Source organism: Streptomyces sp. NPDC001848, assembly GCF_042891915.1.
Lineage (GTDB): Bacteria > Actinomycetota > Actinomycetes > Streptomycetales > Streptomycetaceae > Streptomyces.
This window is the reverse complement of sequence record NZ_JBIATP010000011.1, coordinates 192033-213248: the sequence shown is the minus strand read 5'-3', so window position 1 is coordinate 213248 and position 21216 is coordinate 192033. Positions and strand designations below refer to the sequence as shown.

Here is a 21216-nt window from a genome sequence, read left to right as displayed (position 1 = left end):
GAAGGGGCGCGCCGGTGTCCGGAGCGCGACCGCGCTGAGGCCCGCAGGGCTGAGCACGGTCGGGATCTCGACACCGGCTTGAGCGCTCCGGAGGCGAACGACCCGAGAAGAGGGGCGGACGCCCCAGTAGTCATCATCGGAAAGGCAGGTGGCGGCAGTGCCCAGAACGACAGACGGGGACGGGACGCCGGTCCCGCAGCGGCTCCTGGCCGCCGCCACGCGGCTCTTCGCCGAGCAGGGCTACGACCGCACGTCCGTACAGGAGATCGTCGAGGCGGCCGGCGTCACCAAGGGCGCGCTGTACCACTACTTCGGCTCCAAGGACGATCTGCTGCACGAGGTGTACGCGCGCGTGCTGCGCATCCAGCAGGAGCGGCTCGACGCCTTCGCGGACGCCGACGAGCCGGTGGAGAAGCGCCTGAGGGAGGCGGCGGCCGACGTCGTCGTGACCACGATCGAGAACCTCGACGACGCGATGATCTTCTTCCGGTCCATGCACCACCTCAGCCCGGAGAAGAACAAGCAGGTACGCGCGGAGCGGCGCCGCTACCACGAGCGGTTCCGCGCGCTGATCGAGGAGGGCCAGAAGGCGGGCGTGTTCTCCACCGCCACGCCCGCCGACCTGGTCGTCGACTACCACTTCGGCTCGGTGCACCACCTGTCGACCTGGTACCGCCCCGACGGCCCCCTCAGCCCCCGGGAGGTCGCCGACCACCTGGCGGACCTGCTGCTGAGGGCGCTGCGGCCGTAGCCGATCGGCGCACATGGGTGAGGGGCGGACGCCAGGGCGTTCGCCCCTCACCCATGTCTCACAGGTACTTCTTCAGCTCCCGCCGCGCCAGCGACCGCTGGTGCACCTCGTCGGGGCCGTCCGCGAGCCGCAGGGTACGGGCCGCCGCCCACAGTTCGGCCAGCGGGAAGTCCTGGCTCACCCCGCCCGCGCCGTGCAGCTGGACCGCCTTGTCGATGATGTCGACGACCGCGCGGGGCGTAGCGATCTTGATCGCCTGGATCTCCGTGTGGGCGCCCTTGTTGCCGACGGTGTCCATCAGCCACGCGGTCTTCAGCACCAGCAGCCGCAGCTGCTCCACGGTCACGCGCGCGTCGGCGATCCAGTTGTGCACCACGCCCTGCTGGGCCAGCGCCTTGCCGAAGGCGGTGCGCGAGACGGCCCGCTCGCACATCAGCTCGATCGCCCGCTCGGCCATGCCGATCAGCCGCATGCAGTGGTGGATACGGCCCGGACCCAGCCGCGCCTGGGCGATGGCGAACCCGCCGCCCTCCTCGCCGATCAGGTTGGCGACCGGCACGCGCGCGTGGTCGAAGACGACCTCGGCATGGCCGCCGTGGTAGTGGTCCTCGTAGCCGTAGACCTGCATCGCGCGCCTGACCGTGACGCCCGGGGTGTCGCGGGGCACCAGCACCATGGACTGCTGGCGGCGGATGTCCGGACCGTCCGGGTCCGTCTTGCCCATCACGATGAAGATCTTGCAGTCCGGATTCATCGCCCCGGAGATGTACCACTTGCGGCCGGTGATGACGTACTCGTCCGTGCCGTCGGTGGCGCGCCCGATGCGCGTGGTGATGTTGGTGGCGTCCGAGGAGGCCACCTCCGGCTCGGTCATCGCGAACGCCGAGCGGATCTCCCCGGCCAGCAGCGGCTGAAGCCACTGCTTCTTCTGCTGCTCGTCGCCGAACTGGGCGAGCACCTCCATGTTGCCGGTGTCGGGGGCCGCGCAGTTGGTCACGGTGGGCGCGAGCTGCGGGGAGCGGCCGGTGATCTCGGCCAGCGGCGCGTACTGGAGGTTGGTGAGCCCGGCGCCGTACTCGGCGTCCGGCAGGAAGAGGTTCCACAGGCCCTGCCGGCGCGCCTCGGCCTTCAGCTCCTCGACGACCGGCGGGGTGTCCCACGGCGAGGCCAGCCGGGCGCGCTGCTCGTGGGCGACGGCCTCCGCCGGGTAGACGTACTCGTCCATGAAGGCGAGCAGCTTGGCGCGCAGCTCCTCGGTGCGCGCGTCGAACGCGAAGTCCATGACGGATCAGCCTTCCTGCAGGGTGGTCAGGCCGTGCTCGATGAACACGGGCACCAGCTCGCCGATGCGGTCGAAGCCCCGCCCGACCGTCTGGCCGAGCGTGTAGCGGTAGTGGATGCCCTCGAGGATCACGGCCAGCTTGAACCAGGCGAACGCCGTGTACCAGGAGACGGCGGAGACATCGCGCCCCGAGCGGGCCGCGTACCGCTCGATCAGCTCGGCCGGATCGGGGTGACCCGGGGCCTCAGCGGTCGTGGAGACGGGGGAGTCGGGCGTGCCGAGCGGAACGCTGTACATCACCAGCAGGCCCAGGTCGGTCAGCGGGTCGCCGAGCGTGGACATCTCCCAGTCCAGGATGGCGGTGATCCTGTCGTCGTCACCGAGGAGAACGTTGTCCAGGCGGTAGTCGCCGTGGATCACGGCCGGCGCGGGGGAGTCGGGCAGCGCGCGGCCGAGCGCCGCGTGCAGCTCGTCGATGCCGGGCAGCTCGCGGTTGCGGGACGCGTCCAACTGCTTGCCCCAGCGGCGCAGTTGACGGTCCAGGAAGCCCTCCGGGCGGCCGAAGTCCGCGAGGCCCACCGCCTCGGGGTCCACCGCGTGCAGCTCGACCAGCGTGTCCACCAGGCCGAGGATCGCGTTCCGGGTGCGCTCCGGACCGAGCGGCGCCAGCTGTTCGGCGGTGCGGTAGGGGGTGCCCTCGACGAAGTCCATCACGTAGAAGGGGGCACCGAGGACGGACTCGTCCTCGCACAGCAGCACCGGGCGCGGCACCGGCACCGGCGTCGGGTGCAGCGCGCTGATCACCCGGTGCTCGCGCCTCATGTCGTGCGCGGTGGCCAGGACGTGGCCGAGCGGGGGACGGCGTACGACCCACCGCACCGTGCCGTCCGAGACGGCGTAGGTGAGATTGGACCGCCCGCCCTCGATCAGCCGCCCGGTCAGGGGGCCGGTCACCAGGCCGGGCCGCTCGGCGTCGAGCAGGCCGCGCAGCCGGCCGAGATCGAGACCCGGCGGGTGGTCTGGGCTCATCGTTGCTCCTCACGTGCGACGTGCGTGGAAAACAGAACCTGCCTCATGATGCCGACCGGTCGGTATGTCGTCCAGTGCGCGGAGCGAACGTGATCGGCGCCACGGTGCCATCGTGGTGCCATCGGTTGCGGGCGTCACGGCGGCGGGGCGCCGCCACCGTGGTCCGATGCGGCGCTCACGCGTGGCTGGCCATCATCTCCCCGCCGTTCATGACCGCCATGTCCCGGAAGGCGGGCAGCGGATCGAGGGGCGCTCCCTCGGCCAGGCCGTCCAGCTCGGCGTAGGCGCGGTGCAGGTTGGCCACCAGCCGCTCGCTCTCCCGCCACTCGGCGAACTCCCCGAGATCCGTGGCCTGTGCCGCCTGGAGCGGCGTGAGGCCCGCCGCGTGGTGCCGCTGCGCGACCTCGGCGACGAACCGCAGATAGCGCTCCGTACGGTCGAACGCCGACGGATCGGTCACCGGCCCGTGCCCGGGCACCACCGTCTCGGCGCCGAACGTGCGCAGCCGTTCCAGCGCGCGCAGCGAGCCGCTGAGCGAGCCCATCAGGAAGAACGGTGTGCCGCCCTCGAAGACCAGGTCGCCGGTGAACAGCACGCGCCGGTGCGGCAGCCACACCACCGAGTCGCCGACGGTGTGCGCGAGGCCGGGGTGGACCACCTCGGCCTCCACCGTGCCCGCGTGCACCGTCGTGTGGTCCCGGTACGTCAGGTCGGCACCCTGCACCCGGACGTCCCCGTAGTCGATCGTCGGCCAGATCAGCGGCAGGTTGTGTCCGGCGGCGAGCGCTTCCCGGCGGCAGTCGGCGTGCGAGACGATCATCGCGGTCGGCGCGAAGAAGGCGTTGCCGTAGGTGTGGTCGCCGTGGTGGTGGGTGTTGACCACGATCCGCGGCGCCGGCGCCCCCGTCGCCGCGATCGCCGCGCCCAGGGCACGGGTGCGGCGCTCGGTCGCGGTCGTGTCCACCAGCAAAGTGGCCGACCCGTCGCTCACGAACCCGGCGTTGTTCAGACACCAGCCGCCGTCCGGCTGGACGTAGGCGTGTACGTCGTCGGCGAGTGCGACCGTGTACGGATCCGCCGCGGCCATGGAACCCCCTGTTGCTGTCAACTGGTGCGGGACAGCCTGCCAGTCGACAACGGGCCCGCGGTAGCGGGGGTTCCCCGCACGGCCCTCGGCGCGCTTCTCGGGGGCGTCCCTGCGTGTGTGCCCTCAGAACACCAGGGCCGCCGCGCACACCGCGAGGGCGGCCGTGCACAGGGTGGCGGCGGCGGCGTGGCGGGGCGTGAGCCGCGGGGGCCGGCCCGGCTCCGCGGTCTCGAGGGCGTGGATGCGGCGACCGGCGAGCACCAGGAAGCCGAGCCAGAGCAGGCAGCACAGGACGACGGCGACGAAGCCGCCCGTCGTCCTGCCGCGCAGTGCGGTCCTCGCGGCCAGGACGGCGGCCACCGTGCAGGACAGAGTGGTACGGCGCCAGGCGAGCCGGGTGCGCTCCGGCTGGAGCCCCGGGTCACGCCGGTCCGCCGGGGCGCTCATCCGGCCCAGCCGACGAGGACGACCACGACCATGGCGACGGCCACCACGGCGACGGCGAGGCTGAGCACCGCCGGGAACCGGGAGGCGGGCAGGTCCTCGCCGCGCCGCATCGCCCGCTCGCAGCGCACCCAGTGGTTGATGGCCCGCAGGGAGCACAGCACCCCGGAGCCGAGCAGCGCGAGGGCGAGCCCCACCCGCCAGGCCCAGCGCAGTCCGGGCAGGAACTGGTCCACGGCGAAGCCGCCGCCGATCAGCGCGAGCGCGGTGCGCAGCCAGGCCAGGAAGGTGCGCTCGTTGGCCAGGGAGAAGCGGTAGTCGGGCGTACGGCCTTCCTGGCGGACCTCCTGGGGTGCGAACCACAGCCGGACGTTCCGTACGAATTCGATCACGGACAGGACCCTACCGGGGGCGCCGTGCCGGGCCGCGCTCAGTGCGTGGACCGGCGGTACTCCTTGAGCCGGCGGTACGCGTCGAGCCCGTCCGGGACCCACTCCCACTGCGACAGCCGCCGTTCCACCTCGTCCTCCGGCACAAAGGCGTGCCAGGCCACCTCCTCCGCCTGGGGGTTCACCGGCAGGTCGCAGCGCACCTGGTAGACCGAGGACCACCAGGTCCGGCCGGCGCCGTCGTCGTACAGGAACTTGAACAGCGGCTCGGGCCGGGGGAGGCCGCGGACGCCGAGTTCCTCCTCGGCCTCGCGCAGGGCGGCGTCGTCGTAGCTCTCCCCGGCACCGACGACGCCGCCGACGAACATGTCGTAGAGGGAGGGGAAGACGAGCTTGGTCGGGGTGCGGCGGTGCACGAACACCCGCCCGTCGCCGTCGCGCGCCAGTACGAACACGCACCGGTGCCGCAGCCCCCGCGCGTAGGCCTCACCACGCGGCGACTGCCCGACGACCCGGTCGTCCTCGTCCACGATGTCAAGAAGCTCATCAGCGGCACTCATGCGGCCATCCAACCAGGCACTCCCGCCCGCCGACCGCCGAGGCTCCCGCTCTTCGCCCCACCGCAAGGGGACGACAGCCCCACCGCAAGGCGGCGAGAGTCCCGCCGCAAGGGGCCGACACCGCGGCGTCACCGCGGCTGCAGGTCCTTCTCCCGCTCCATCTCCCCCAACCCCCGCGGCATCGCCGGGTGCAACCCCAGCAGCACGATGCCCAGCACGATCGCCGCGAGACCGGCCGCCTCCCAGGCGAGTGCTCCCGTGTCGGTGCGCAGGCGGTCGCCCAGGAAGCCCACCCCGCAGGCGATCCCGGCCAGCGGCTGGGCCGCGGTGAGCGCCGGCAGGGACATCCGCAGCGGCGCCGTCTCGAACGCGCTCTGCACCAGCACCAGTCCGCTCACTCCGAGCACCAGGACCGCGTACGGCTGCCAGCCGGTGACGAACTCCGTCCACCCGCCCGTCGTCAGTCGCTGCCCGCTGACCCGCGTGAGCGCGTCCTGCACGCCGTACAGCAGACCCGCCGCCAGCGCCAGCAGCACCGGTCCGATGATCAGCCGGGACTTCTTCGCATACGTCGTCAGCAGCAGCGCGCCGCCGACCATCACCCCGATGATCACCCAGTGCCGTACCGGATCGGTGACCGCGTCGCCCGCTCTGGGCCGGCCCGCCACGATGAACGCCGTGACACCGCCGGCCAGCAGCACCAGACCGGTCCAGCCCTGGCGGCCCAGCGGCTGTCTGGTCTGCCGGCGGGACAGGGCGAGCGCGAACAGCAGATTCGTGGCGACCAGCGGTTCGACCAGCGAGACCTCGCCCTGGGACAGCGCGACCGCGCTGAGGATCATGCCGGCCACCATCAGGCCGATACCGCCGAGCCAGCGCGGCACCCTCATCAGGTCCAGCAGCAGCCGGGGGGAGAGGAAGTCGCTGAGCGGTGCCTGCTGGGCGGCGTTCTGCTGCAGCACGAACCCGGTGCCCAGACAGAAGGCCGCGCTCACGGCGAGAGCCAGAACCAGTACCGACACGCTGCGTACCTCAATGATCTCAGCGGGGTCACGGGATGCGTATCACGCTGACTGTAGCGCTCCCGGCTGTGACCCGCCCGTGCTTGACAACTTCTCGGCACGCTCGCGCTCGTACGTCACGCCGGATGTCCCACGCCTCCGTCCGACACCGGGAAGACCCCAACAACCCTGCCAGGGGCCCCTTTCCGCCCCAGGTGACCACCCGCTGCCGCGCGGCGGCGCACGCGTCCGCGCGGCGGACCGCGTGAGTTTGCCGACAGCGGCGAGTACCCGGAAACATGCGGTTGACGCCGTCACTCTTCTGCCGAAGGATCTGACCCGTCAGTAACAAGGAGACGGACCGGTCGTCACCGCGAGAGGACGGGCGCATGGCCTACGACGCTGATGTCATCGTGATCGGGGCAGGCCTCGCCGGGCTCACCGCGACCGCCGAACTCGTGGACGCCGGCCGGAAGGTCATCCTGCTCGACCAGGAACCCGAACAGTCGATGGGCGGTCAGGCGTTCTGGTCCTTCGGCGGCCTCTTCTTCGTGGACTCCCCGGAACAGCGCCGCCTCAGGATCCGCGACAGTCACGCGCTCGCCCTCCAGGACTGGATGGGCACGGCCGCCTTCGACCGCCCCGAGGACCACTGGCCGCGCAAGTGGGCCGAGGCGTACGTCGACTTCGCGGCCGGCGAGAAGCGGGCCTGGCTGCACGGGCAGGGCGTGCGCTTCTTCCCGGTGGTCGGCTGGGCCGAACGCGGCGGCTACGACGCCACCGGGCACGGCAACTCCGTCCCCCGCTTCCACATCACCTGGGGGACCGGGCCGGGGGTGATCGCCCCGTTCGTGCGGCGGGTGCGCGCCGGGGTCGCGCGCGGCCTCGTCGAACTGAAGTTCCGTCACCGCGTCACCGGCTTCGCGCGCAGCGCGGGCACCGTCGACACCGTCACCGGCGAGATCCTGGAGCCCTCGGACGCGCCGCGGGGCAAGGCCAGCAGCCGCACGGTCACCGGCGCCTTCGAGCTGCGGGCCCAGGCCGTGCTCGTCACCTCGGGCGGCATCGGCGGCAACCACGACCTGGTCCGCGCCAACTGGCCGAAGCGCCTGGGCAACCCGCCGGAGCGCATGGTCTCCGGCGTGCCCGCGCACGTCGACGGCAGGATGCTCGGCATCGCCGAGGAGGCGGGCGCCCGCCTGATCAACCGCGACCGGATGTGGCACTACACCGAGGGGCTCCACAACTGGAACCCCATCTGGGACAACCACGGCATCCGCATCCTGCCCGGCCCGTCCTCCCTCTGGCTGGACGCCCGCGGCCGGCGGCTGCCCGTCCCGCTCTTCCCCGGCTTCGACACCCTCGGCACGCTCGAGCACATCATGAAGACCGGGTACGACCACACCTGGTTCGTGCTCGACCAGAAGATCATCGGCAAGGAGTTCGCGCTCTCCGGCTCGGAGCAGAACCCCGACCTCACCGGGAAGTCGGTCCGGGACGTGATCGTGCGGGCCCGCGCGGACGTGCCGGGCCCGGTCAAGGCGTTCATGGACCACGGGGTGGACTTCGTCGTCGAGAAGGACCTCGGCGCGCTGGTGCGCGGCATGAACGCGCTCACCAAGGAACCGCTCATCGACGAGGCCGAACTGCGCCGCGAGATCGTCGCGCGCGACCGGGAGATCCTCAACCCCTTCACCAAGGACCTGCAGGTCACCGCGATACGCGGCGCCCGCCGCTTCCTCGGCGACCGGCTGATCCGTACGGCGGCCCCGCACCGCATCCTCGACCCGAAGGCGGGCCCGCTGATCGCGGTGCGCCTCAACATCCTCACCCGCAAGACGCTCGGCGGCCTGGAGACCGACCTGTCCTCGCGCGTGCTCACCGAGGGCGGCGACCCGCTGCCGGGCGTGTACGCGGCCGGGGAGGCGGCGGGCTTCGGCGGCGGCGGGGTGCACGGCTACCGCTCGCTGGAGGGCACGTTCCTCGGCGGCTGCCTGTTCTCCGGACGCATCGCCGGACGGGCGGCGGCGCAGGCGGTCGGCTGAGCGGACGCTGAGCGGACGCGGGACGGCGGCACGTGAGCCACCGCCCCGCCGTGCCCGCTCGCACCGTTTCGTGTTCAACACCCTGACGCGATGGTCCACTTGACACGTGTAGCGCATCCGGAACGCCCTTGACGCACACAGGTGGCGGAGGGTTTGCTGTGCGTGACCGCACTCTGACGAGCCGCGTTCGGTAAGGAATCACCGCGGTGCCACCCCCACCCCCACCCCCACCGGCGTTCGGCCGTGCCCGCAAGCGCGTGGACCGGCTCTTCGACGCCGCGCTCGACGACACCGAACTCATCGTTGCCCGGGCCTCGCTCGCCCGCGGACGATGGGCGACCGTGCGTGCCCTGCTGGCCTCGACCCATGACGACTGGGACCGCCGAGGCCATCGCGTCACCGTCCTCGCCCAGGAGCCCGCCGCCCTCGCCTGGGCGCGTGAATGGCAGCTCGCCGAACCCGACTCGGCCCCTGCCGCCGTCCTCGTCGCCCACGCCGTCGTCCACCGCGCCCTCCAGGGCAAGGAACGCCCGGACGACGCCCGCGAGGCCTGCCGGGCCGCCGCCGCGCTCGCCCCCGCCGACCCGACGCCCTGGCTCGGTCTGCTGATCCTGGAGCGGTCGCTCGGCACCGAGGAGGACGTGGTCCGCCTCTTCGACGAGGTGCGCGCCCGCTACCCGGACCATCACCACGCGCACCACCTGGTGGTCGCCCGGCTCGCCGAGCGCCGCGCCGACGCCGGCCAGGACCCGCTGCACGAGGTCTACGACTTCGCCAACTGGGCCGCCGAACAGGCACCCGCCGACTCGCCGCTCGCCATCCTCCCGGTCGTCGCGCACGCCGAGCGCTACCGCGTGCTCGCCGCCGCGGGCAGCGAGCCGCCCGACCCCGTCGCCTCCGGGCACTGGGTGGGGCGGCGCGCCCGCCAGGTGATGAAGGCGGCGTTCGACTGGTGGCTGGAGTGGGAGCGCGAAGACCATCCGCGCCGCCATGTCGACCTCAACTTCCTGGCCCACGCCAAGTACTGCGAGGGCCGGGGTGCCGAGGCCGCCGCCCTGTTCCTCCGCATCGGGTCGTACGCGACCCCGGCGCCGTGGTCGTACCCCGACCGCGACCCGTACACGGCGTTCCGTACCGCGCGCGAAACGGCGCTGGGTACGGCGTGACGACACCCACTGCCCCCCAGGCCCCATCAGTCCCGCAAGGTTTGACGGCCCCGCAAGTCCCACAAGTCTGACGGCCCCGCAAGTCCCGACAGTCCCGCAAGTCCCGTTCAAGGCATCCGAAAGGACAACCACGCGATGACGACCGGCAGTTCGAGCACGAGCAGACCGGCCTCCGCCGACGGCGGCAGCATCAGCACCTTCAAGGGTCAGGAACGCGCCCTGCGCGCCGACCGGCTCGGCACGACGGGCCTGCTGCTGTCCGTGCTGGCCGCGACCGCCCCTCTCATGGTGGTCGCGGGTGTCATGCCCACCACATTCGGGGTGATGGGCGTCGTCGGCCAACCGCTGCTGTTCGTCGTCCTCGGCGTGGTGCTGGCCCTGTTCTCCTTCGGATACGCCGAGATGAGCCGCCACGTCCACAACGCCGGCGCGTTCTACGCGTACATCTCCCGCGGCCTCGGGGGCACGGCGGGAGCGGCGGCCGCCGCCGTCGCCCTCGTCGCCTACAGCGCGCTGCAGTTCGGGATCTACGGCATCTTCGGCTTCGAGGTGTCCGGCCTGTTCGCCACCTATCTGGACGTGCAGATGGCCTGGTGGATCCCGGCACTGGCCGCCGTCCTCGTCGTCGGCGCGCTCGGCTGGCTCAAGATCGATGTCAACGCGCGCCTGCTCGGCATCCTGCTGCTGATCGAGGTCGCACTCGTCGTCGTCTTCGACGCGGCGGCCGTCGCCGACCCCTCCAAGGAGGGGTTGTCCCTGCACGCCTTCGACCCGGGCACCCTCACCGGGGCGGGCGTGGGCACCGCGCTGTGCTTCTGCCTCGCCGCCTTCACGGGCTTCGAGCAGGCACCGGTCTACGCCGAGGAGACCAGCCGCCCGCACGTCCTCGTGCCCCGGGTGATGTTCCTCGCGATCGGCTTCGTCGCCGTCTTCTTCGCGATCAGCTCATGGGCGCTGACGGTCGCCGCAGGGCCGTCCCAGATCGTCCCGGCCGCGCAGAAGCAGAGCGCGGATCTGCTGTTCTGGCTGACCGAGTCCCTGCTCGGGCACACCTTCACGGACGTACTGCACGTGCTGTTCGTGACCGGCATGTTCGCGGCGCTGCTCAGCTTCCACAACGTGGTCGCCCGGTACGCGTTCGCCATGGGGCGCGAGGGACTGCTGCCGGCCGCCTTCGGGCGGACGACCGGCGCGAGCGGGGCCCCCGGCACGGGTTCGCTGCTGCAGAGCGCGGTGTCCGCGGTGATCGTGGTCGCCTTCGCGGTGGCCGACGACAAGCCGAACGGCGACCCGACCGCGCCCGTGCTGCACCTGTTCACCTGGTTCGGCAGCGTGGGAGCGCTCGGCGTCACCGTGCTGATGGTGGCCGCCTCCGCCTCGGTGATCGTCTTCTTCGCCCGTCGTGGCTCCGCCCGCGCCCAGGCCTGGCGGCTGGTCACCTCCGCGGTGGCCGGGCTCGCCCTGCTGGTGATCGCCGGCTACACGGTCAAGGACTTCGACGTCCTCGTCGGCACGGGCCCGGACTCGGCACTCGGATGGCTGCTCCCCGCGATCATCGGCGTGGCCCTGGTGCTCGGCCTGGCCCAGGGCCTGCTGCTGCGCTCCCGCAAGCCCCAGGCGCACGCCCGCATCGGCCTGGGCAACGAGGCGTTCCAGCTGGAAAGGGCCGCGGAGTCGACGGCGTGACCGGCGCACATCGCTGATCCACGCCGTTGATCCACTTCCTGAGAACCCGGTGAGAAGTGGTTACGGAATCCTGACGGGCACCCCGCACCCCTGGCATCGAGGGGGTGCCGGGTGCTCGAATCGTTGTGTGAACCCTGAACCACCGGACGAGCGGGACGCCCCGCAGCCCCCGGCGACCGGCACCCCGATCGGCCGCCGGGTGCTGCTGGGCACCCTGGGGCTCGGCGCGCTCGGCGTGGTCGCCGCGCCCACGCTCCAGCGCGGCCTGGAGTCCTTCCTCGGCGGCGTCGCCGGCAAGGACCCGACGGGCCTGACCGGACTGCTGCCGAACGGCGGCGGCTTCCGCTACTACTCGGTGACCGCGTCCGTCCCGCACCTCGGCGAGACCAGCTACCGCCTCACCGTCAACGGCCTGGTCGACCGCCCGAAGACGTACACGCTGGCCGACCTGCGTGCCCTGCCGCAGACCCGGCTCGTGCACGACGTCCAGTGCGTGACCGGCTGGCGGGTGCCGAAGACACCGTTCGAAGGCGTACGGCTGTCCGCACTGCTGGACGCCGCGGGCGTGCGGTCCTCCGCCGGCGCCGTCCGCTTCACCTGCTTCGACGGGGCGTACACCGAAAGCCTCACCCTCGACCAGGCGCGCCGTGACGACGTCCTGGTCGCGCTGAAGATGCAGGACAAGCCGGTCACCCACGACCACGGCGGCCCGGTCCGCCTCTACGTGGCCCCCATGTACTTCTACAAGTCCGCCAAGTGGCTCTGCGGCATCACCGTCACGCGGGCGGTGCGCCCCGGCTACTGGGAGGAACGGGGCTATGACGTCGATGCCTGGGTCGGCCGGTCGAACGGACGCGACGATGCCCCCACGAGTTGACGCCCCGCAGCCGCCCGTCGCCGCCCCGGCCCGGGTACGCCGCTTCACCCGCGCGGAGCACTGGGTGCACCGCACGACGGCCGCCCTGATGGGCGTGTGCGTGGTGACGGCGGCCTGCCTCTACGTCCCCGCGTTCGCGGAACTGGTGGGACGCCGCGAACTGGTGGTCAGGGTCCACGAGGTGGCGGGCGTGCTGCTGCCGGTACCGGTCCTGCTCGGCCTCGCCTCCCGGGCGTTCCGCGCGGACCTCGGCCACCTCAACCGCTGGGGGCCGCACGACCGGGTCTGGCTGCGTGCGGCCCTGCGCCGTGACCACCGCCGCGCGTCCCGGCCGGCGGGCAAGTTCAACGCGGGACAGAAGACGTACGCGGCGTGGATCGCGGGCGCCACGCTGGTGATGCTCGGCACGGGACTGCTGATGTGGTTCACCCACCTCACCCCGCTGATGTGGCGCACCTCCGCGACGTTCGTCCACGACTGGCTCGCCCTGACCATCGGCGTCGTCCTGGCCGGCCACATCGGCATGGCCCTCGGCGACCCGGAGTCCCGCCGGGGCCTGCGCACCGGCCTGGTCAGCCGCGACTGGGCGGAGCGGGAACACCCGCTGTGGCGCCCGTAGCCGCCACGAGCCGCGCGAGCCCGTCCTCACCGTACCCGGCGGCGACGGCCCGGTCGGCGGCCCGCTTCGCCGCCGCCAGGGCACCGGTGTCCAGGCCGTGCGCCGAAGCGGCCTCGACCAGCCGGGTGAGCGTCGCCGCCGCCGATGCCACGGTGGAGCGCTCTCCCGGGAATCGGCCGGTCCGCAACTGCTCGGCCCACCGGGGGACCAGCTCGGAGAGCAGACCGCTGATCCCGACGGCGAACGGCGCGAGATCCGCGGGCGCGATGCCCTCCGCCGAGGCGAGAGCGAAGGCGTGCGCCGCTCCGTGCACGGAGGTGGCGAACAGGTCGAGCAGCGCCACCTCGTACGCCGCCGCACGTCCCGGGTCGGCGCCGAGATAACTGCCGGTACCGCCGAGCGCCGCCATCGACTCCCGTACCGCGTCGTACGCGTCCCGCGCACCGCTGTAGAGGACCGCGGCGGCAGGGGTGCCGATCGCCGGGGTGGGGGTGAGGACGGCTCCGTCCAGGTAGCGGATGCCGTGGCCGGCCGCCCACTCGGCCATGGTCCGGGCCTGCGCGGGCTCCCCGCTGCTGAGGTTGACCAGCGTGCGGCCCGCCCAGCCCGTCGCCGGCAACACGGCGCGTACGGCGTCGTAGTCCAGCAGGCAGACAACGACCACCTCCCCGGCACGCACGGCGTCCTCGGCCGACGACGCGACGGTCGCGCCCCGTTCGGGGAGGTCACCGGCCCGTCCCGGGGTGCGGTTCCACACGGTCGGCGAGTGGCCGGCGGTCAGGAAGGCGGAGGCGAGGGCCCGGCCCATGGGCCCGAGGCCGAGAACGGAAACAGAGGCGCGCGTGGTCGAGTTCGTCATGGCGCGACGCTAGACATTCACATTGGCGTGAGAGTCAAGTCCCTGCTGTACTCGACGACATGAGGATCGGCGAACTCTCGCGCCGCACCGGGGCGAGCCCCCGCGCCCTGCGCTACTACGAGGAGCAGGGGCTGCTGTCCCCGCTGCGGCGGCCGAGCGGATACCGCGAGTACGAGGAGCGGGACGTGACGACCGTGCGGCGCATCCAGGTCCTGCTCTCGGCGGGACTCGGCACGTCCGTCATCGCCGAGATCGTGCCCTGTGTCCAGGACGACAACGTCGTCCTGGCCGGCAGGTGCCCTGAGCTCCTCGAAGGACTGGCGAAGGAACGTGCGCGGATCACGGCGGCGATCGACGACCTGACCGACGCCCGTGACATCCTCGACTCGCTGGTGGGGCGCCCTCTCTAGGCGGGCTGCCCGAAGTCCAGCAGCACGTTGCACGACCGGCTTCGGTCCGCCGCCAGCGCGAACGCCGACTCCGCCTCGCGCACCGGGACCACCTCGCTGATCAGCGCGTCGAGTGTCGGCTCTGAGGCGAGCAGCCCCAGCGCGTCGTCGAACTCCGTGTCGAAGCGGAACGCGCCCCGCAGGTCGATCTCCCGGCTCACCAGCAGGTTGCCCGCGAAGGGGGTCTGTCCCGGCGGCAGCATGCCGAGCTGGACCACGACCCCGCCCCGGCGGACCAGCCGCAGACAGGTGTCGAGGCCGGCGGCGACCCCCGACGCCTCGACCGCCACGTCCACCTCGGCGGGCCACCCCGCATCGTCCGGGTCGTCCGCCCGTACGAGGGTGTCGGCGCCCGCCGCCGCGGCGAACTCCAGCGCCCGGGGCAGAAGGTCCGTGACGGTGACCCGCGCCGCGCCCGCCGCCTTCGCGGCCGCCACCACCAGGCAGCCGATGGGGCCCGCACCGGTCACCAGCACGTGCCGGCCGGCCACCTCCCCGGCCCGGCGCACCGCGTGCAGCGCCACGGAGAGCGGTTCGGCGAGCGCGGCCCGGCGCAGCTCAAGACCGGCCGGGAGCGGCCTCAGCTGCGCGGCCGGGACGACCATCCGCGCCGCGAAGCCGCCCTGCACGTGCGGGAAACGGGCCGCGCTGCCCAGGTAGCGGGTGTCCCGGCACACATTGCGCCGCCCGTCCGCGCACTCCGGGCACACCCCGCACGGAGTGGCCGGGTGCACGGCGACCGCCGCGCCGACGGCGGGACCTGACGCCCCGCCACCGTAGCCGACCACCGTCCCGACCACCTCGTGACCGAGCACCATCGGCTCCCTGAGCCGGAAGTCCCCGACCCCACCGTGTCGCCAGTAGTGCAGATCCGAGCCGCACACCCCGCCGTAGCGGACGGCGACCAGCGCCTGCCCGGGCCCCGGCTGCGGGACCGGCAGTTCATCGACGCGCAGGTCACCCTGCCCGTGGATGACACATCCCAGCATCGCGGACATCTCGATCTCTCCCCTCACAGCACGCTGGTCATGCCGCCGTCGACGTACAGCACCTGCCCACTGACGAAGTCCGCCGCAGGCGAGGCGAGGAACAGCACCCCGCCCACCAGGTCCTCCGTACGCCCCCAGCGCCCGGCCGGAGTGCGCCTGCGCACCCAGGCGCTGAACTCCTCGTCCTCCACGAGCGGCCGGGTCAGCTCCGTCTCGATGTAGCCGGGGCCGAGCCCGTTCACCTGCACGCCCTGCGGACCCCAGTCCGCGCACATGCCCTTGGTGAGCATCTTCAGCGCGCCCTTGGTCGCCGCGTACGGGGCGATCCCGGGGCGCACCACCTCGCTCTGCAGCGAGCAGATGTTGATGATCTTCCCGTGGCCGCGCTCGGTCATGTACCGGGCGGCCTCACGGCCGACCAGGAACGCGCTGGTCAGATTGGTGTCCAGGATCCGGTACCAGTCGGCGTCGGTGAACTCCAGCAGTGGGGCGCGCAGTTGCATGCCCGCGTTGTTGACCAGGATGTCGAGCGGGCCCACCCGCTCCTCGACATCCGCAATCCCGGCGGGGACCGAGGCGCCGTCGGTCACGTCGAACACGGCCGTGTGCACCTCGCCCGGCAGTTCCGCCGCCGCCTTGGTGAGCCGGTCGGCGTCGCGCCCGTTGAGGACCACCGTGCAGCCGGCCTGAGCCAGCCCGCGGGCGAGCGCGAGCCCGATGCCCCGGCTGGAGCCGGTCACCAGCGCCGTACGGCCGCCGATGTCGAAGAGGGGGTGAGCCGTCATCGCCGTACCACTCCTAGATGATGAGGGAGAGCAGGAGGACCAGTCCGCCGGCGACCACGGAGATGATGCACTCCATGACCGACCAGGTCTTCAGGTTCTGGCCGACGCTGAGCCCGAAGTACTCCTTGACCAGCCAGAACCCCGCGTCGTTGACATGGCTGAGGAAGAGCGAGCCGGCGCCGATGGCCAGCACCAGCAGGGCGGTGTGGGTGGTCGACATGTCGGCCGCGAGCGGCGCGACCAGACCGGCGGCCGAGACGGTCGCCACGGTCGCGGAACCGGTCGCGAGCCGGATCGCCACCGCGATCAGCCAGGCCAGCAGCAGCGCGGGGATCGACCAGTGCTTCGATATGTCCAGGACCATCTGACCCACGCCGCAGTCGATCAGCGTCTGCTTGAACCCGCCGCCCGCGCCCACGATGAGCAGGATGCCCGCGATGGGTGCGAGGCCCTTCTCGACGAGCTGGGAGATCCGCTCCTTGCCGAAGCCGGCCGGGCGGCCCAGGGTGAAGATGCCCACGATCACGGCCGCGAGCAGTGCGATCAGCGGCGAGCCGATCACGTCGAAGACGCGCTGCACCATCTTGGCCGGGTCGTCGACGACGATGTCCACCAGCGCCTTGGCCAGCATCAGCACGACCGGCAGCAGCACGGTGGCCAGCGTGGGGCCGAACCCGGGGCGCCTCTCCAGGTCCTCGGAGGCGCCAGGAGGGATCATGCGGTCGGGGACGGGGGCGTCCACCCAGCGGGCCGCGACCTTCGAGAACAGTGGACCGGCGATGATCACCGTGGGGATCGCGACCAGCACGCCGAGCGCCAGCGTCACACCGAGGTTCGCCTTGACCGCGTCGATCGCGACCAGCGGGCCGGGGTGCGGCGGGACCAGACCGTGCATCACGGACAGGCCCGCGAGCGCCGGGATGCCGATCCGCATCAGCGAGTAGTTGCCGCGCTTGGCGACCATCAGCACGACCGGGATCAGCAGCACGATGCCGACCTCGAAGAACAGCGGCAGTCCGATCACCGCGGCGATCAGCACCATCGCCCACGGCATCGCACGGCCCTTGGCCTTGGCGAGGATCGTGTCGACGATCTGGTCCGCGCCGCCGGAGTCGGCGAGCAGCCTGCCGAGGATCGCGCCGAGCGCGATCAGGACGCCCACACCGGCCACGGTCGAGCCGAGCCCGGTGGTGAAACTGGTGATCGCCTTGTCGAGCGGTGCCCCGGCGAACGCGCCCAGCGCGAGTGAGCCGATGGTCAGGGCGAGGAAGGCGTGGAGCTTGAACCTGGTGATGAGCAGCACGATGACGGCGATGCCCGCCACCGCCGCGATGCCCAGTTGAGCGTGGCCCGCCGATGTGATCGGCTCGACGGGGGCCGCTGCCAGCATCTCGACGCTGAGTCTGGTCACGGGGTGTTCCCTAGGAGTGAGGAGAGGAACTCTCGGTTTCGGGTGAGGAAGCCCTCGTCGGCCGTCGCCCCTGGGGAGAGGGCGTGCCGAGGCCGCGGCCCCTGGGGGAGGACCCCGAGCCGAGGGCGGGGGAGTTACTGCGAGGACCGCGCGGAGGACCGCTCGAGGTCGCGCAGGGCGTCGACGGCGCGGGCGGTGATCTCCTCGGGGCTGCCCGAGACGTCCACCGCGACTCCCCGCTCGTCAGGCTCCAGCGGCTGGAGCGTGGCGAACTGGGAGTCCAGCAGCGCCGTGGGCATGAAGTGCCCCTGGCGGTGCGCCATCCGTTCCTCGATGAGCTTGCGGTCGCCCGTCAGATGAACGAAGACGACATCGGGAGCCGCGGCCCGCAGCCGGTCGCGGTACGCCCGCTTCAGCGCCGAACTGCTGACCACCCCGCCGAGCCCCGCCCGCTCGTGCGCCCAGGCGCCGATGGCGTCCAGCCAGGGCCACCGGTCCTGGTCCTCGAGCGGGATACCGGCCGACATCTTGGCGATGTTGGCCGGGGGGTGGAAGTCGTCGCCCTCGGCGTAGGGAACGCCGAGCCGGGTCGCAAGCAGGGGACCGATGGTGGTCTTGCCCGTGCCGGCGACGCCCATGACCACGACGACGTGGGGGGTGCGCAGATGCTGCATCGTGCTCTCGCTGTCTTCTTCGACATCTGGTGTCGACGTCACTGAAACCGATTAGGTACGACGAATTCAAGACTCTGTGACATATAAGTCTGACTTTTTCTTGTCGTGACCTTCCTCGTACGCTGAGTGCATGAGCACACCGGGCCGGGGGCTGCACGGCCATGTACTGGACACCCTCGGCCCCGCGATCACCGCGGGCGAGTACCCGCCGGGCAGTGTCCTGCGCACCGACGAACTCGCCCAGCACTTCGAGGTGTCCCGGTCCGTGATGCGCGAGGCCGTGCGCGTCCTCGAGTCCATGCACCTGGTGGAGTCGCGCCGCCGGGTCGGCGTGACGGTCCTGCCCCCCTCCGAGTGGAACGTCTACGACCCCCAGGTCATCCGGTGGCGGCTGGCCGGCGCCGACCGCCCGCGGCAGCTGCGCTCGCTGACCGTGCTGCGCTCGGCGGTCGAACCGGTCGCGGCGGGCCTGGCCGCCCGTCACGCCACCGCCGAACAGTGCGCCGAACTCACCGAGTGCGCCCTCGGGATGGTGGCCAACTCACGCGGCCACAGACTGGAGGCCTACCTGATCCACGACGTGGCCTTCCACCGGGTGATCCTCCAGGCGTCGGGCAACGAGATGTTCGCCCGCCTCGGCGACGTCGTCGCGGAGGTCCTGTCGGGCCGCACCCACCACGACGTCATGTTCGAGGACCCCGACCCGGCCGCGGTCACCCTGCACGTCCAGGTCGCGGAGGCGGTCCGGGAGGGCGACGCGGCCCGCGCCGAGCAGCTCACCCGCGAGATCACCGTGGGCGCGCTGCACGAACTGGACATCCTGGCGCCGTAGCGGTCGCCGGGAGCGGTCAGTCGAGAAAGTCCCCGTCGACGTACACCCACGCCCCGTCCACCCGCTCGAACCGGCTGCGCTCGTGCAGCGAGCCGCCCCGGTAGGAGGCGCGGAACGTCACGGTCCCCGTGGCGTGGAACGCGGACCCGTCCGTCGTCCCCAGCACCTCCAGCCCCGTCCAGCGCGTCCGCGGATCGAGGTCCAGCCGCGTCGGCCGGGTCCGCGGATGCCAGGTGCGCAGCAGGTACCCCGCGTCCCCCTTGACGAAGGCGCTGTACCGGGACCGCATGAGCGCCTCGGCCGTCGGCGCGGCGGCCCCCGCGTGGTAGCGGCCGCAGCAGTTCTCGTACGCCTCGGGCAGCCCGCACGGGCAGGAACGCGTGGTCATGACCGCCATTGTGCCCGGCGCGGCGAAGCACGCCGCGGGCACCTGTGCGCCGGGCGCCCATCGGAGTCACAGTGGAAGAGGGCCGCATCCCTTTCAGTCCTCTTGCCTCGCACCCGCGTGAGGAGGGACGGACGATGACCCAAGCCGCCGACAGCCGGCCTGTGTCCGCCAAGGAGTGGACGCTGCACCTGTACCTGTCCGAACACGACCCGGCGACCACGGCCCGGGCCGTCCTGGACACCGGCGAGAACGTGCTCGAGAGCCACGCGGAGGCCCACCGCAGCCCGTGCGACACGGCGGTGCCCGAGATCGGTGACGAACTCGCCGCCGGACGGGCCCTGATCGCCCTGGGCCGCCGGCTGGTCCGCGCCGCCGCCGGCGACATCACGGCGGCGGGGGCACCCGAGGAGCCCCCGCCCGCACCGCTCTGGTCCCCCCGGGAGTGAGGAGGCCGCATCGTGGTCTTCACCGATCGTCTCGAAGCCGGACGGCAGTTGGGCGCCCGCCTCAGGCACCTCAGGGGCCGGGACCTCGTGGTGCTGGGGCTGCCCAGAGGAGGGGTGCCGGTCGCCGCCGAGGTGGCCGAAGCGCTCGGGGCACCGCTGGACGTGTGCCTGGTCCGCAAGCTGGGCGTGCCCTTCCAGCCGGAGCTGGGGATGGGGGCGATCGGCGAGGACGGCGTGCGCGTGATCAACGACGCGGTGGTGCGGGAGGCCCGCGTCACCCCGGAGGAACTGGCACAGGTCGAGGAGCGCGAGCGCGAGGTCCTGGAACTCAGGGCCCGGCGCTACCGGGGCGGGCGCTCACCCGCGCCCGTCGAGGGGCGGACCGTGGTGGTCGTCGACGACGGGGTGGCCACCGGGTCCACCGCACGCGCCGCCTGCCGGATCGCCCGGGCCCGGGGAGCGGCACGGATCGTGCTGGCGGTGCCCGTCGCGCCGCACGACTGGACCGAGCGGCTCGCCGACGAGGCGGACGAACTGGTCTGCCTCGACACACCGCGGATCTTCTTCGCGGTCGGTCAGTTCTACGCCGACTTCGCCCAGGTCGACGACGCGGAAGTCGCCGCCTGCCTGCAACGGGCCGCGGGGCACAGGGGGACCGTGGACCAGGAGGTGGAGGTGGCCGCCGGTGCCGTAGGCCTGGGCGGGCGGCTGACCGTGCCCGAGGACCCGACCGGGATCGTCGTCTTCGCCCACGGCAGCGGCAGCAGCCGGCACAGCCCGCGCAACCGGTTCGTGGCCGAGGGACTGAACCGGGCCGGGCTCGGCACGCTCCTGTTCGACCTGCTCACCGAGGACGAGGAGCGCGACCGGGCCAACGTGTTCGACACCGGGCTGCTGGCCCGGCGGCTCGCCGACACCACCGCCTGGCTGCGCACCCGGCCGGAGACGGAAGGGCTCGCCGTCGGCTACTTCGGCGCCAGCACCGGTGCCGCCGCCGCGCTGTGGGCGGCCGCCGAGCCGGGGACGCGCATCGCCGCCGTCGTCTCCCGCGGCGGCCGGCCCGACCTCGCCGGAGCGCGCCTGCCCGAGGTGACGGCACCCACGCTGCTCGTCGTCGGCGGCGCCGACCCGCTCGTCCTCGACCTCAACCGGCAGGCCCAGGCCCGGCTGCGCTGCGAGAACCACCTCGCGGTCGTCCCCGGCGCCACCCACCTGTTCGAGGAACCGGGCGCCCTGGAGGCGGTCACCGACCTGGCCCGCGACTGGTTCACCGACCACATGGCCCCCGCGCACGTGTAGCGCCCGGCCCCTTCGCGCGGCGTCGCCGACCGCCTTAGCGTGGAACAGTGCACGCGGCGCCGACCCGCTCGTCCTCGACCTCAACCGGCAGGCCCAGGCCCGGCTGCGCTGCGAGAACCACCTCGCGGTCGTCCCCGGCGCCACCCAC

General features: G+C 72.5%; 23 protein-coding genes. 10 read left to right on the top strand and 13 right to left on the bottom strand.

Annotation, left to right across the window (positions count from 1 at the left end; genetic code table 11):
- Positions 1 to 157 precede the first annotated feature (157 nt).
- Positions 158 to 751: a TetR/AcrR family transcriptional regulator gene (locus tag ACFYZJ_RS23775; RefSeq protein WP_388571048.1), complete on the top strand. Its 594-nt coding sequence runs from the start codon at positions 158 to 160 to the stop codon at positions 749 to 751.
- 58 nt (positions 752 to 809) lie between these two features.
- Here the strand turns inward: ACFYZJ_RS23775 and ACFYZJ_RS23770 are convergent, their stop codons facing one another.
- The 7 genes from ACFYZJ_RS23770 to ACFYZJ_RS23740 form a co-directional block, all read right to left on the bottom strand.
- Entirely contained in the window at positions 810 to 2033 is a 1224-nt protein-coding gene (locus ACFYZJ_RS23770; protein WP_388571046.1) for an acyl-CoA dehydrogenase family protein, read from the bottom strand.
- Between the two features lie 6 nt (positions 2034 to 2039).
- Complete coding sequence (locus tag ACFYZJ_RS23765; RefSeq protein ID WP_388571044.1) at positions 2040 to 3062, bottom strand: phosphotransferase family protein; 1023 nt, start codon at positions 3060 to 3062, stop codon at positions 2040 to 2042.
- Positions 3063 to 3237: 175 nt separating this feature from the next.
- Positions 3238 to 4149: an MBL fold metallo-hydrolase gene (locus tag ACFYZJ_RS23760; protein WP_388571042.1), complete on the bottom strand. Its 912-nt coding sequence runs from the start codon at positions 4147 to 4149 to the stop codon at positions 3238 to 3240.
- Between the two features lie 123 nt (positions 4150 to 4272).
- On the bottom strand, positions 4273 to 4596 hold the full coding sequence (locus ACFYZJ_RS23755; RefSeq protein ID WP_388571041.1) for a DUF202 domain-containing protein: 324 nt from the start codon (positions 4594 to 4596) through the stop codon (positions 4273 to 4275).
- On the bottom strand, positions 4593 to 4985 hold the full coding sequence (locus tag ACFYZJ_RS23750) for a YidH family protein (RefSeq protein WP_388571040.1): 393 nt from the start codon (positions 4983 to 4985) through the stop codon (positions 4593 to 4595). Before ACFYZJ_RS23750 ends, ACFYZJ_RS23755 begins: the two co-directional genes overlap by 4 nt.
- A gap of 38 nt (positions 4986 to 5023) precedes the next feature.
- Entirely contained in the window at positions 5024 to 5542 is a 519-nt protein-coding gene (locus ACFYZJ_RS23745) for an NUDIX hydrolase (RefSeq protein WP_388571038.1), read from the bottom strand.
- Positions 5543 to 5670: 128 nt separating this feature from the next.
- Positions 5671 to 6564 carry a DMT family transporter gene (locus ACFYZJ_RS23740; RefSeq protein WP_388571037.1) on the bottom strand — a complete coding sequence of 298 codons (894 nt, stop codon included), beginning with the start codon at positions 6562 to 6564 and terminating at the stop codon, positions 5671 to 5673.
- A gap of 368 nt (positions 6565 to 6932) precedes the next feature.
- Here ACFYZJ_RS23740 and ACFYZJ_RS23735 point away from each other — a divergent pair, with 368 nt between their 5' ends.
- The 5 genes from ACFYZJ_RS23735 (at position 6933) to ACFYZJ_RS23715 (ending at position 12936) form a co-directional block, all read left to right on the top strand.
- A complete protein-coding gene (locus ACFYZJ_RS23735; protein ID WP_388571036.1) occupies positions 6933 to 8588 on the top strand; it encodes an FAD-binding dehydrogenase in 1656 nt (551 codons plus the stop codon).
- Between the two features lie 206 nt (positions 8589 to 8794).
- Entirely contained in the window at positions 8795 to 9754 is a 960-nt protein-coding gene (locus ACFYZJ_RS23730; protein WP_388571034.1) for a hypothetical protein, read from the top strand.
- Between the two features lie 135 nt (positions 9755 to 9889).
- Positions 9890 to 11440 (top strand): APC family permease, encoded by a 1551-nt coding sequence (locus tag ACFYZJ_RS23725; protein ID WP_388571032.1) that lies wholly within the window; start codon positions 9890 to 9892, stop codon positions 11438 to 11440.
- 127 nt (positions 11441 to 11567) lie between these two features.
- The gene (locus ACFYZJ_RS23720; RefSeq protein ID WP_388571030.1) at positions 11568 to 12317 is read left to right on the top strand and encodes a molybdopterin-dependent oxidoreductase; all 750 of its coding nucleotides are present in this window, start codon (positions 11568 to 11570) and stop codon (positions 12315 to 12317) included.
- On the top strand, positions 12301 to 12936 hold the full coding sequence (locus ACFYZJ_RS23715) for a cytochrome b/b6 domain-containing protein (RefSeq protein WP_388571029.1): 636 nt from the start codon (positions 12301 to 12303) through the stop codon (positions 12934 to 12936). The genes ACFYZJ_RS23720 and ACFYZJ_RS23715 overlap by 17 nt, the downstream gene beginning before the upstream one ends.
- Here the strand turns inward: ACFYZJ_RS23715 and ACFYZJ_RS23710 are convergent.
- Entirely contained in the window at positions 12890 to 13795 is a 906-nt protein-coding gene (locus ACFYZJ_RS23710; protein WP_388571028.1) for an NAD(P)-dependent oxidoreductase, read from the bottom strand. The two genes, ACFYZJ_RS23715 and ACFYZJ_RS23710, sit on opposite strands and share 47 nt — an antisense overlap.
- Before the next feature lie 59 nt (positions 13796 to 13854).
- Between ACFYZJ_RS23710 and ACFYZJ_RS23705 the strand changes: the two genes are divergently transcribed.
- A complete protein-coding gene (locus ACFYZJ_RS23705; RefSeq protein WP_388571027.1) occupies positions 13855 to 14205 on the top strand; it encodes a MerR family transcriptional regulator in 351 nt (116 codons plus the stop codon).
- Here ACFYZJ_RS23705 and ACFYZJ_RS23700 read toward each other — a convergent pair.
- From ACFYZJ_RS23700 to ACFYZJ_RS23685, 4 genes are all read right to left on the bottom strand, one after another.
- Positions 14202 to 15233, bottom strand: coding sequence for an L-idonate 5-dehydrogenase (locus tag ACFYZJ_RS23700; RefSeq protein ID WP_388571221.1), 1032 nt, complete (start codon positions 15231 to 15233; stop codon positions 14202 to 14204). The two genes, ACFYZJ_RS23705 and ACFYZJ_RS23700, sit on opposite strands and share 4 nt — an antisense overlap.
- A 23-nt stretch (positions 15234 to 15256) precedes the next feature.
- Positions 15257 to 16018, bottom strand: a complete 762-nt coding sequence (locus ACFYZJ_RS23695) for an SDR family oxidoreductase (RefSeq protein ID WP_388571026.1) — start codon at positions 16016 to 16018, stop codon at positions 15257 to 15259.
- Between the two features lie 13 nt (positions 16019 to 16031).
- Positions 16032 to 17429, bottom strand: coding sequence for a GntP family permease (locus ACFYZJ_RS23690; protein WP_388571024.1), 1398 nt, complete (start codon positions 17427 to 17429; stop codon positions 16032 to 16034).
- Positions 17430 to 17563: 134 nt separating this feature from the next.
- Positions 17564 to 18103 (bottom strand): gluconokinase, encoded by a 540-nt coding sequence (locus ACFYZJ_RS23685; protein WP_388571220.1) that lies wholly within the window; start codon positions 18101 to 18103, stop codon positions 17564 to 17566.
- Between the two features lie 130 nt (positions 18104 to 18233).
- Between ACFYZJ_RS23685 and ACFYZJ_RS23680 the strand changes: the two genes are divergently transcribed.
- The gene (locus ACFYZJ_RS23680; RefSeq protein WP_388571023.1) at positions 18234 to 18935 is read left to right on the top strand and encodes a FadR/GntR family transcriptional regulator; all 702 of its coding nucleotides are present in this window, start codon (positions 18234 to 18236) and stop codon (positions 18933 to 18935) included.
- Positions 18936 to 18951: 16 nt separating this feature from the next.
- Here the strand turns inward: ACFYZJ_RS23680 and ACFYZJ_RS23675 are convergent, their stop codons facing one another.
- A complete protein-coding gene (locus ACFYZJ_RS23675; protein ID WP_388571021.1) occupies positions 18952 to 19323 on the bottom strand; it encodes a YchJ family protein in 372 nt (123 codons plus the stop codon).
- 134 nt (positions 19324 to 19457) lie between these two features.
- Between ACFYZJ_RS23675 and ACFYZJ_RS23670 the strand changes: the two genes are divergently transcribed.
- Both ACFYZJ_RS23670 and ACFYZJ_RS23665 read left to right on the top strand, forming a co-directional pair.
- A complete protein-coding gene (locus ACFYZJ_RS23670; protein WP_388571019.1) occupies positions 19458 to 19769 on the top strand; it encodes a dsRBD fold-containing protein in 312 nt (103 codons plus the stop codon).
- A gap of 12 nt (positions 19770 to 19781) precedes the next feature.
- Entirely contained in the window at positions 19782 to 21068 is a 1287-nt protein-coding gene (locus ACFYZJ_RS23665) for a phosphoribosyltransferase family protein (RefSeq protein WP_388571017.1), read from the top strand.
- Positions 21069 to 21216 lie beyond the last annotated feature (148 nt).

Coding starts and splice junctions, on each gene's coding strand:
- ACFYZJ_RS23770 (WP_388571046.1), bottom strand. CDS start 2,033: ATGGACTTCGCGTTCGACGCGCGCACCGAGGAGCTGCGCGCCAAGCTG.
- ACFYZJ_RS23765 (WP_388571044.1), bottom strand. CDS start 3,062: ATGAGCCCAGACCACCCGCCGGGTCTCGATCTCGGCCGGCTGCGCGGC.
- ACFYZJ_RS23760 (WP_388571042.1), bottom strand. CDS start 4,149: ATGGCCGCGGCGGATCCGTACACGGTCGCACTCGCCGACGACGTACAC.
- ACFYZJ_RS23755 (WP_388571041.1), bottom strand. CDS start 4,596: ATGAGCGCCCCGGCGGACCGGCGTGACCCGGGGCTCCAGCCGGAGCGC.
- ACFYZJ_RS23745 (WP_388571038.1), bottom strand. CDS start 5,542: ATGAGTGCCGCTGATGAGCTTCTTGACATCGTGGACGAGGACGACCGG.
- ACFYZJ_RS23735 (WP_388571036.1), top strand. CDS start 6,933: ATGGCCTACGACGCTGATGTCATCGTGATCGGGGCAGGCCTCGCCGGG.
- ACFYZJ_RS23725 (WP_388571032.1), top strand. CDS start 9,890: ATGACGACCGGCAGTTCGAGCACGAGCAGACCGGCCTCCGCCGACGGC.
- ACFYZJ_RS23715 (WP_388571029.1), top strand. CDS start 12,301: ATGCCCCCACGAGTTGACGCCCCGCAGCCGCCCGTCGCCGCCCCGGCC.
- ACFYZJ_RS23710 (WP_388571028.1), bottom strand. CDS start 13,795: ATGACGAACTCGACCACGCGCGCCTCTGTTTCCGTTCTCGGCCTCGGG.
- ACFYZJ_RS23705 (WP_388571027.1), top strand. CDS start 13,855: ATGAGGATCGGCGAACTCTCGCGCCGCACCGGGGCGAGCCCCCGCGCC.
- ACFYZJ_RS23700 (WP_388571221.1), bottom strand. CDS start 15,233: ATGCTGGGATGTGTCATCCACGGGCAGGGTGACCTGCGCGTCGATGAA.
- ACFYZJ_RS23695 (WP_388571026.1), bottom strand. CDS start 16,018: ATGACGGCTCACCCCCTCTTCGACATCGGCGGCCGTACGGCGCTGGTG.
- ACFYZJ_RS23685 (WP_388571220.1), bottom strand. CDS start 18,103: ATGCAGCATCTGCGCACCCCCCACGTCGTCGTGGTCATGGGCGTCGCC.
- ACFYZJ_RS23680 (WP_388571023.1), top strand. CDS start 18,234: ATGAGCACACCGGGCCGGGGGCTGCACGGCCATGTACTGGACACCCTC.
- ACFYZJ_RS23675 (WP_388571021.1), bottom strand. CDS start 19,323: ATGACCACGCGTTCCTGCCCGTGCGGGCTGCCCGAGGCGTACGAGAAC.
- ACFYZJ_RS23670 (WP_388571019.1), top strand. CDS start 19,458: ATGACCCAAGCCGCCGACAGCCGGCCTGTGTCCGCCAAGGAGTGGACG.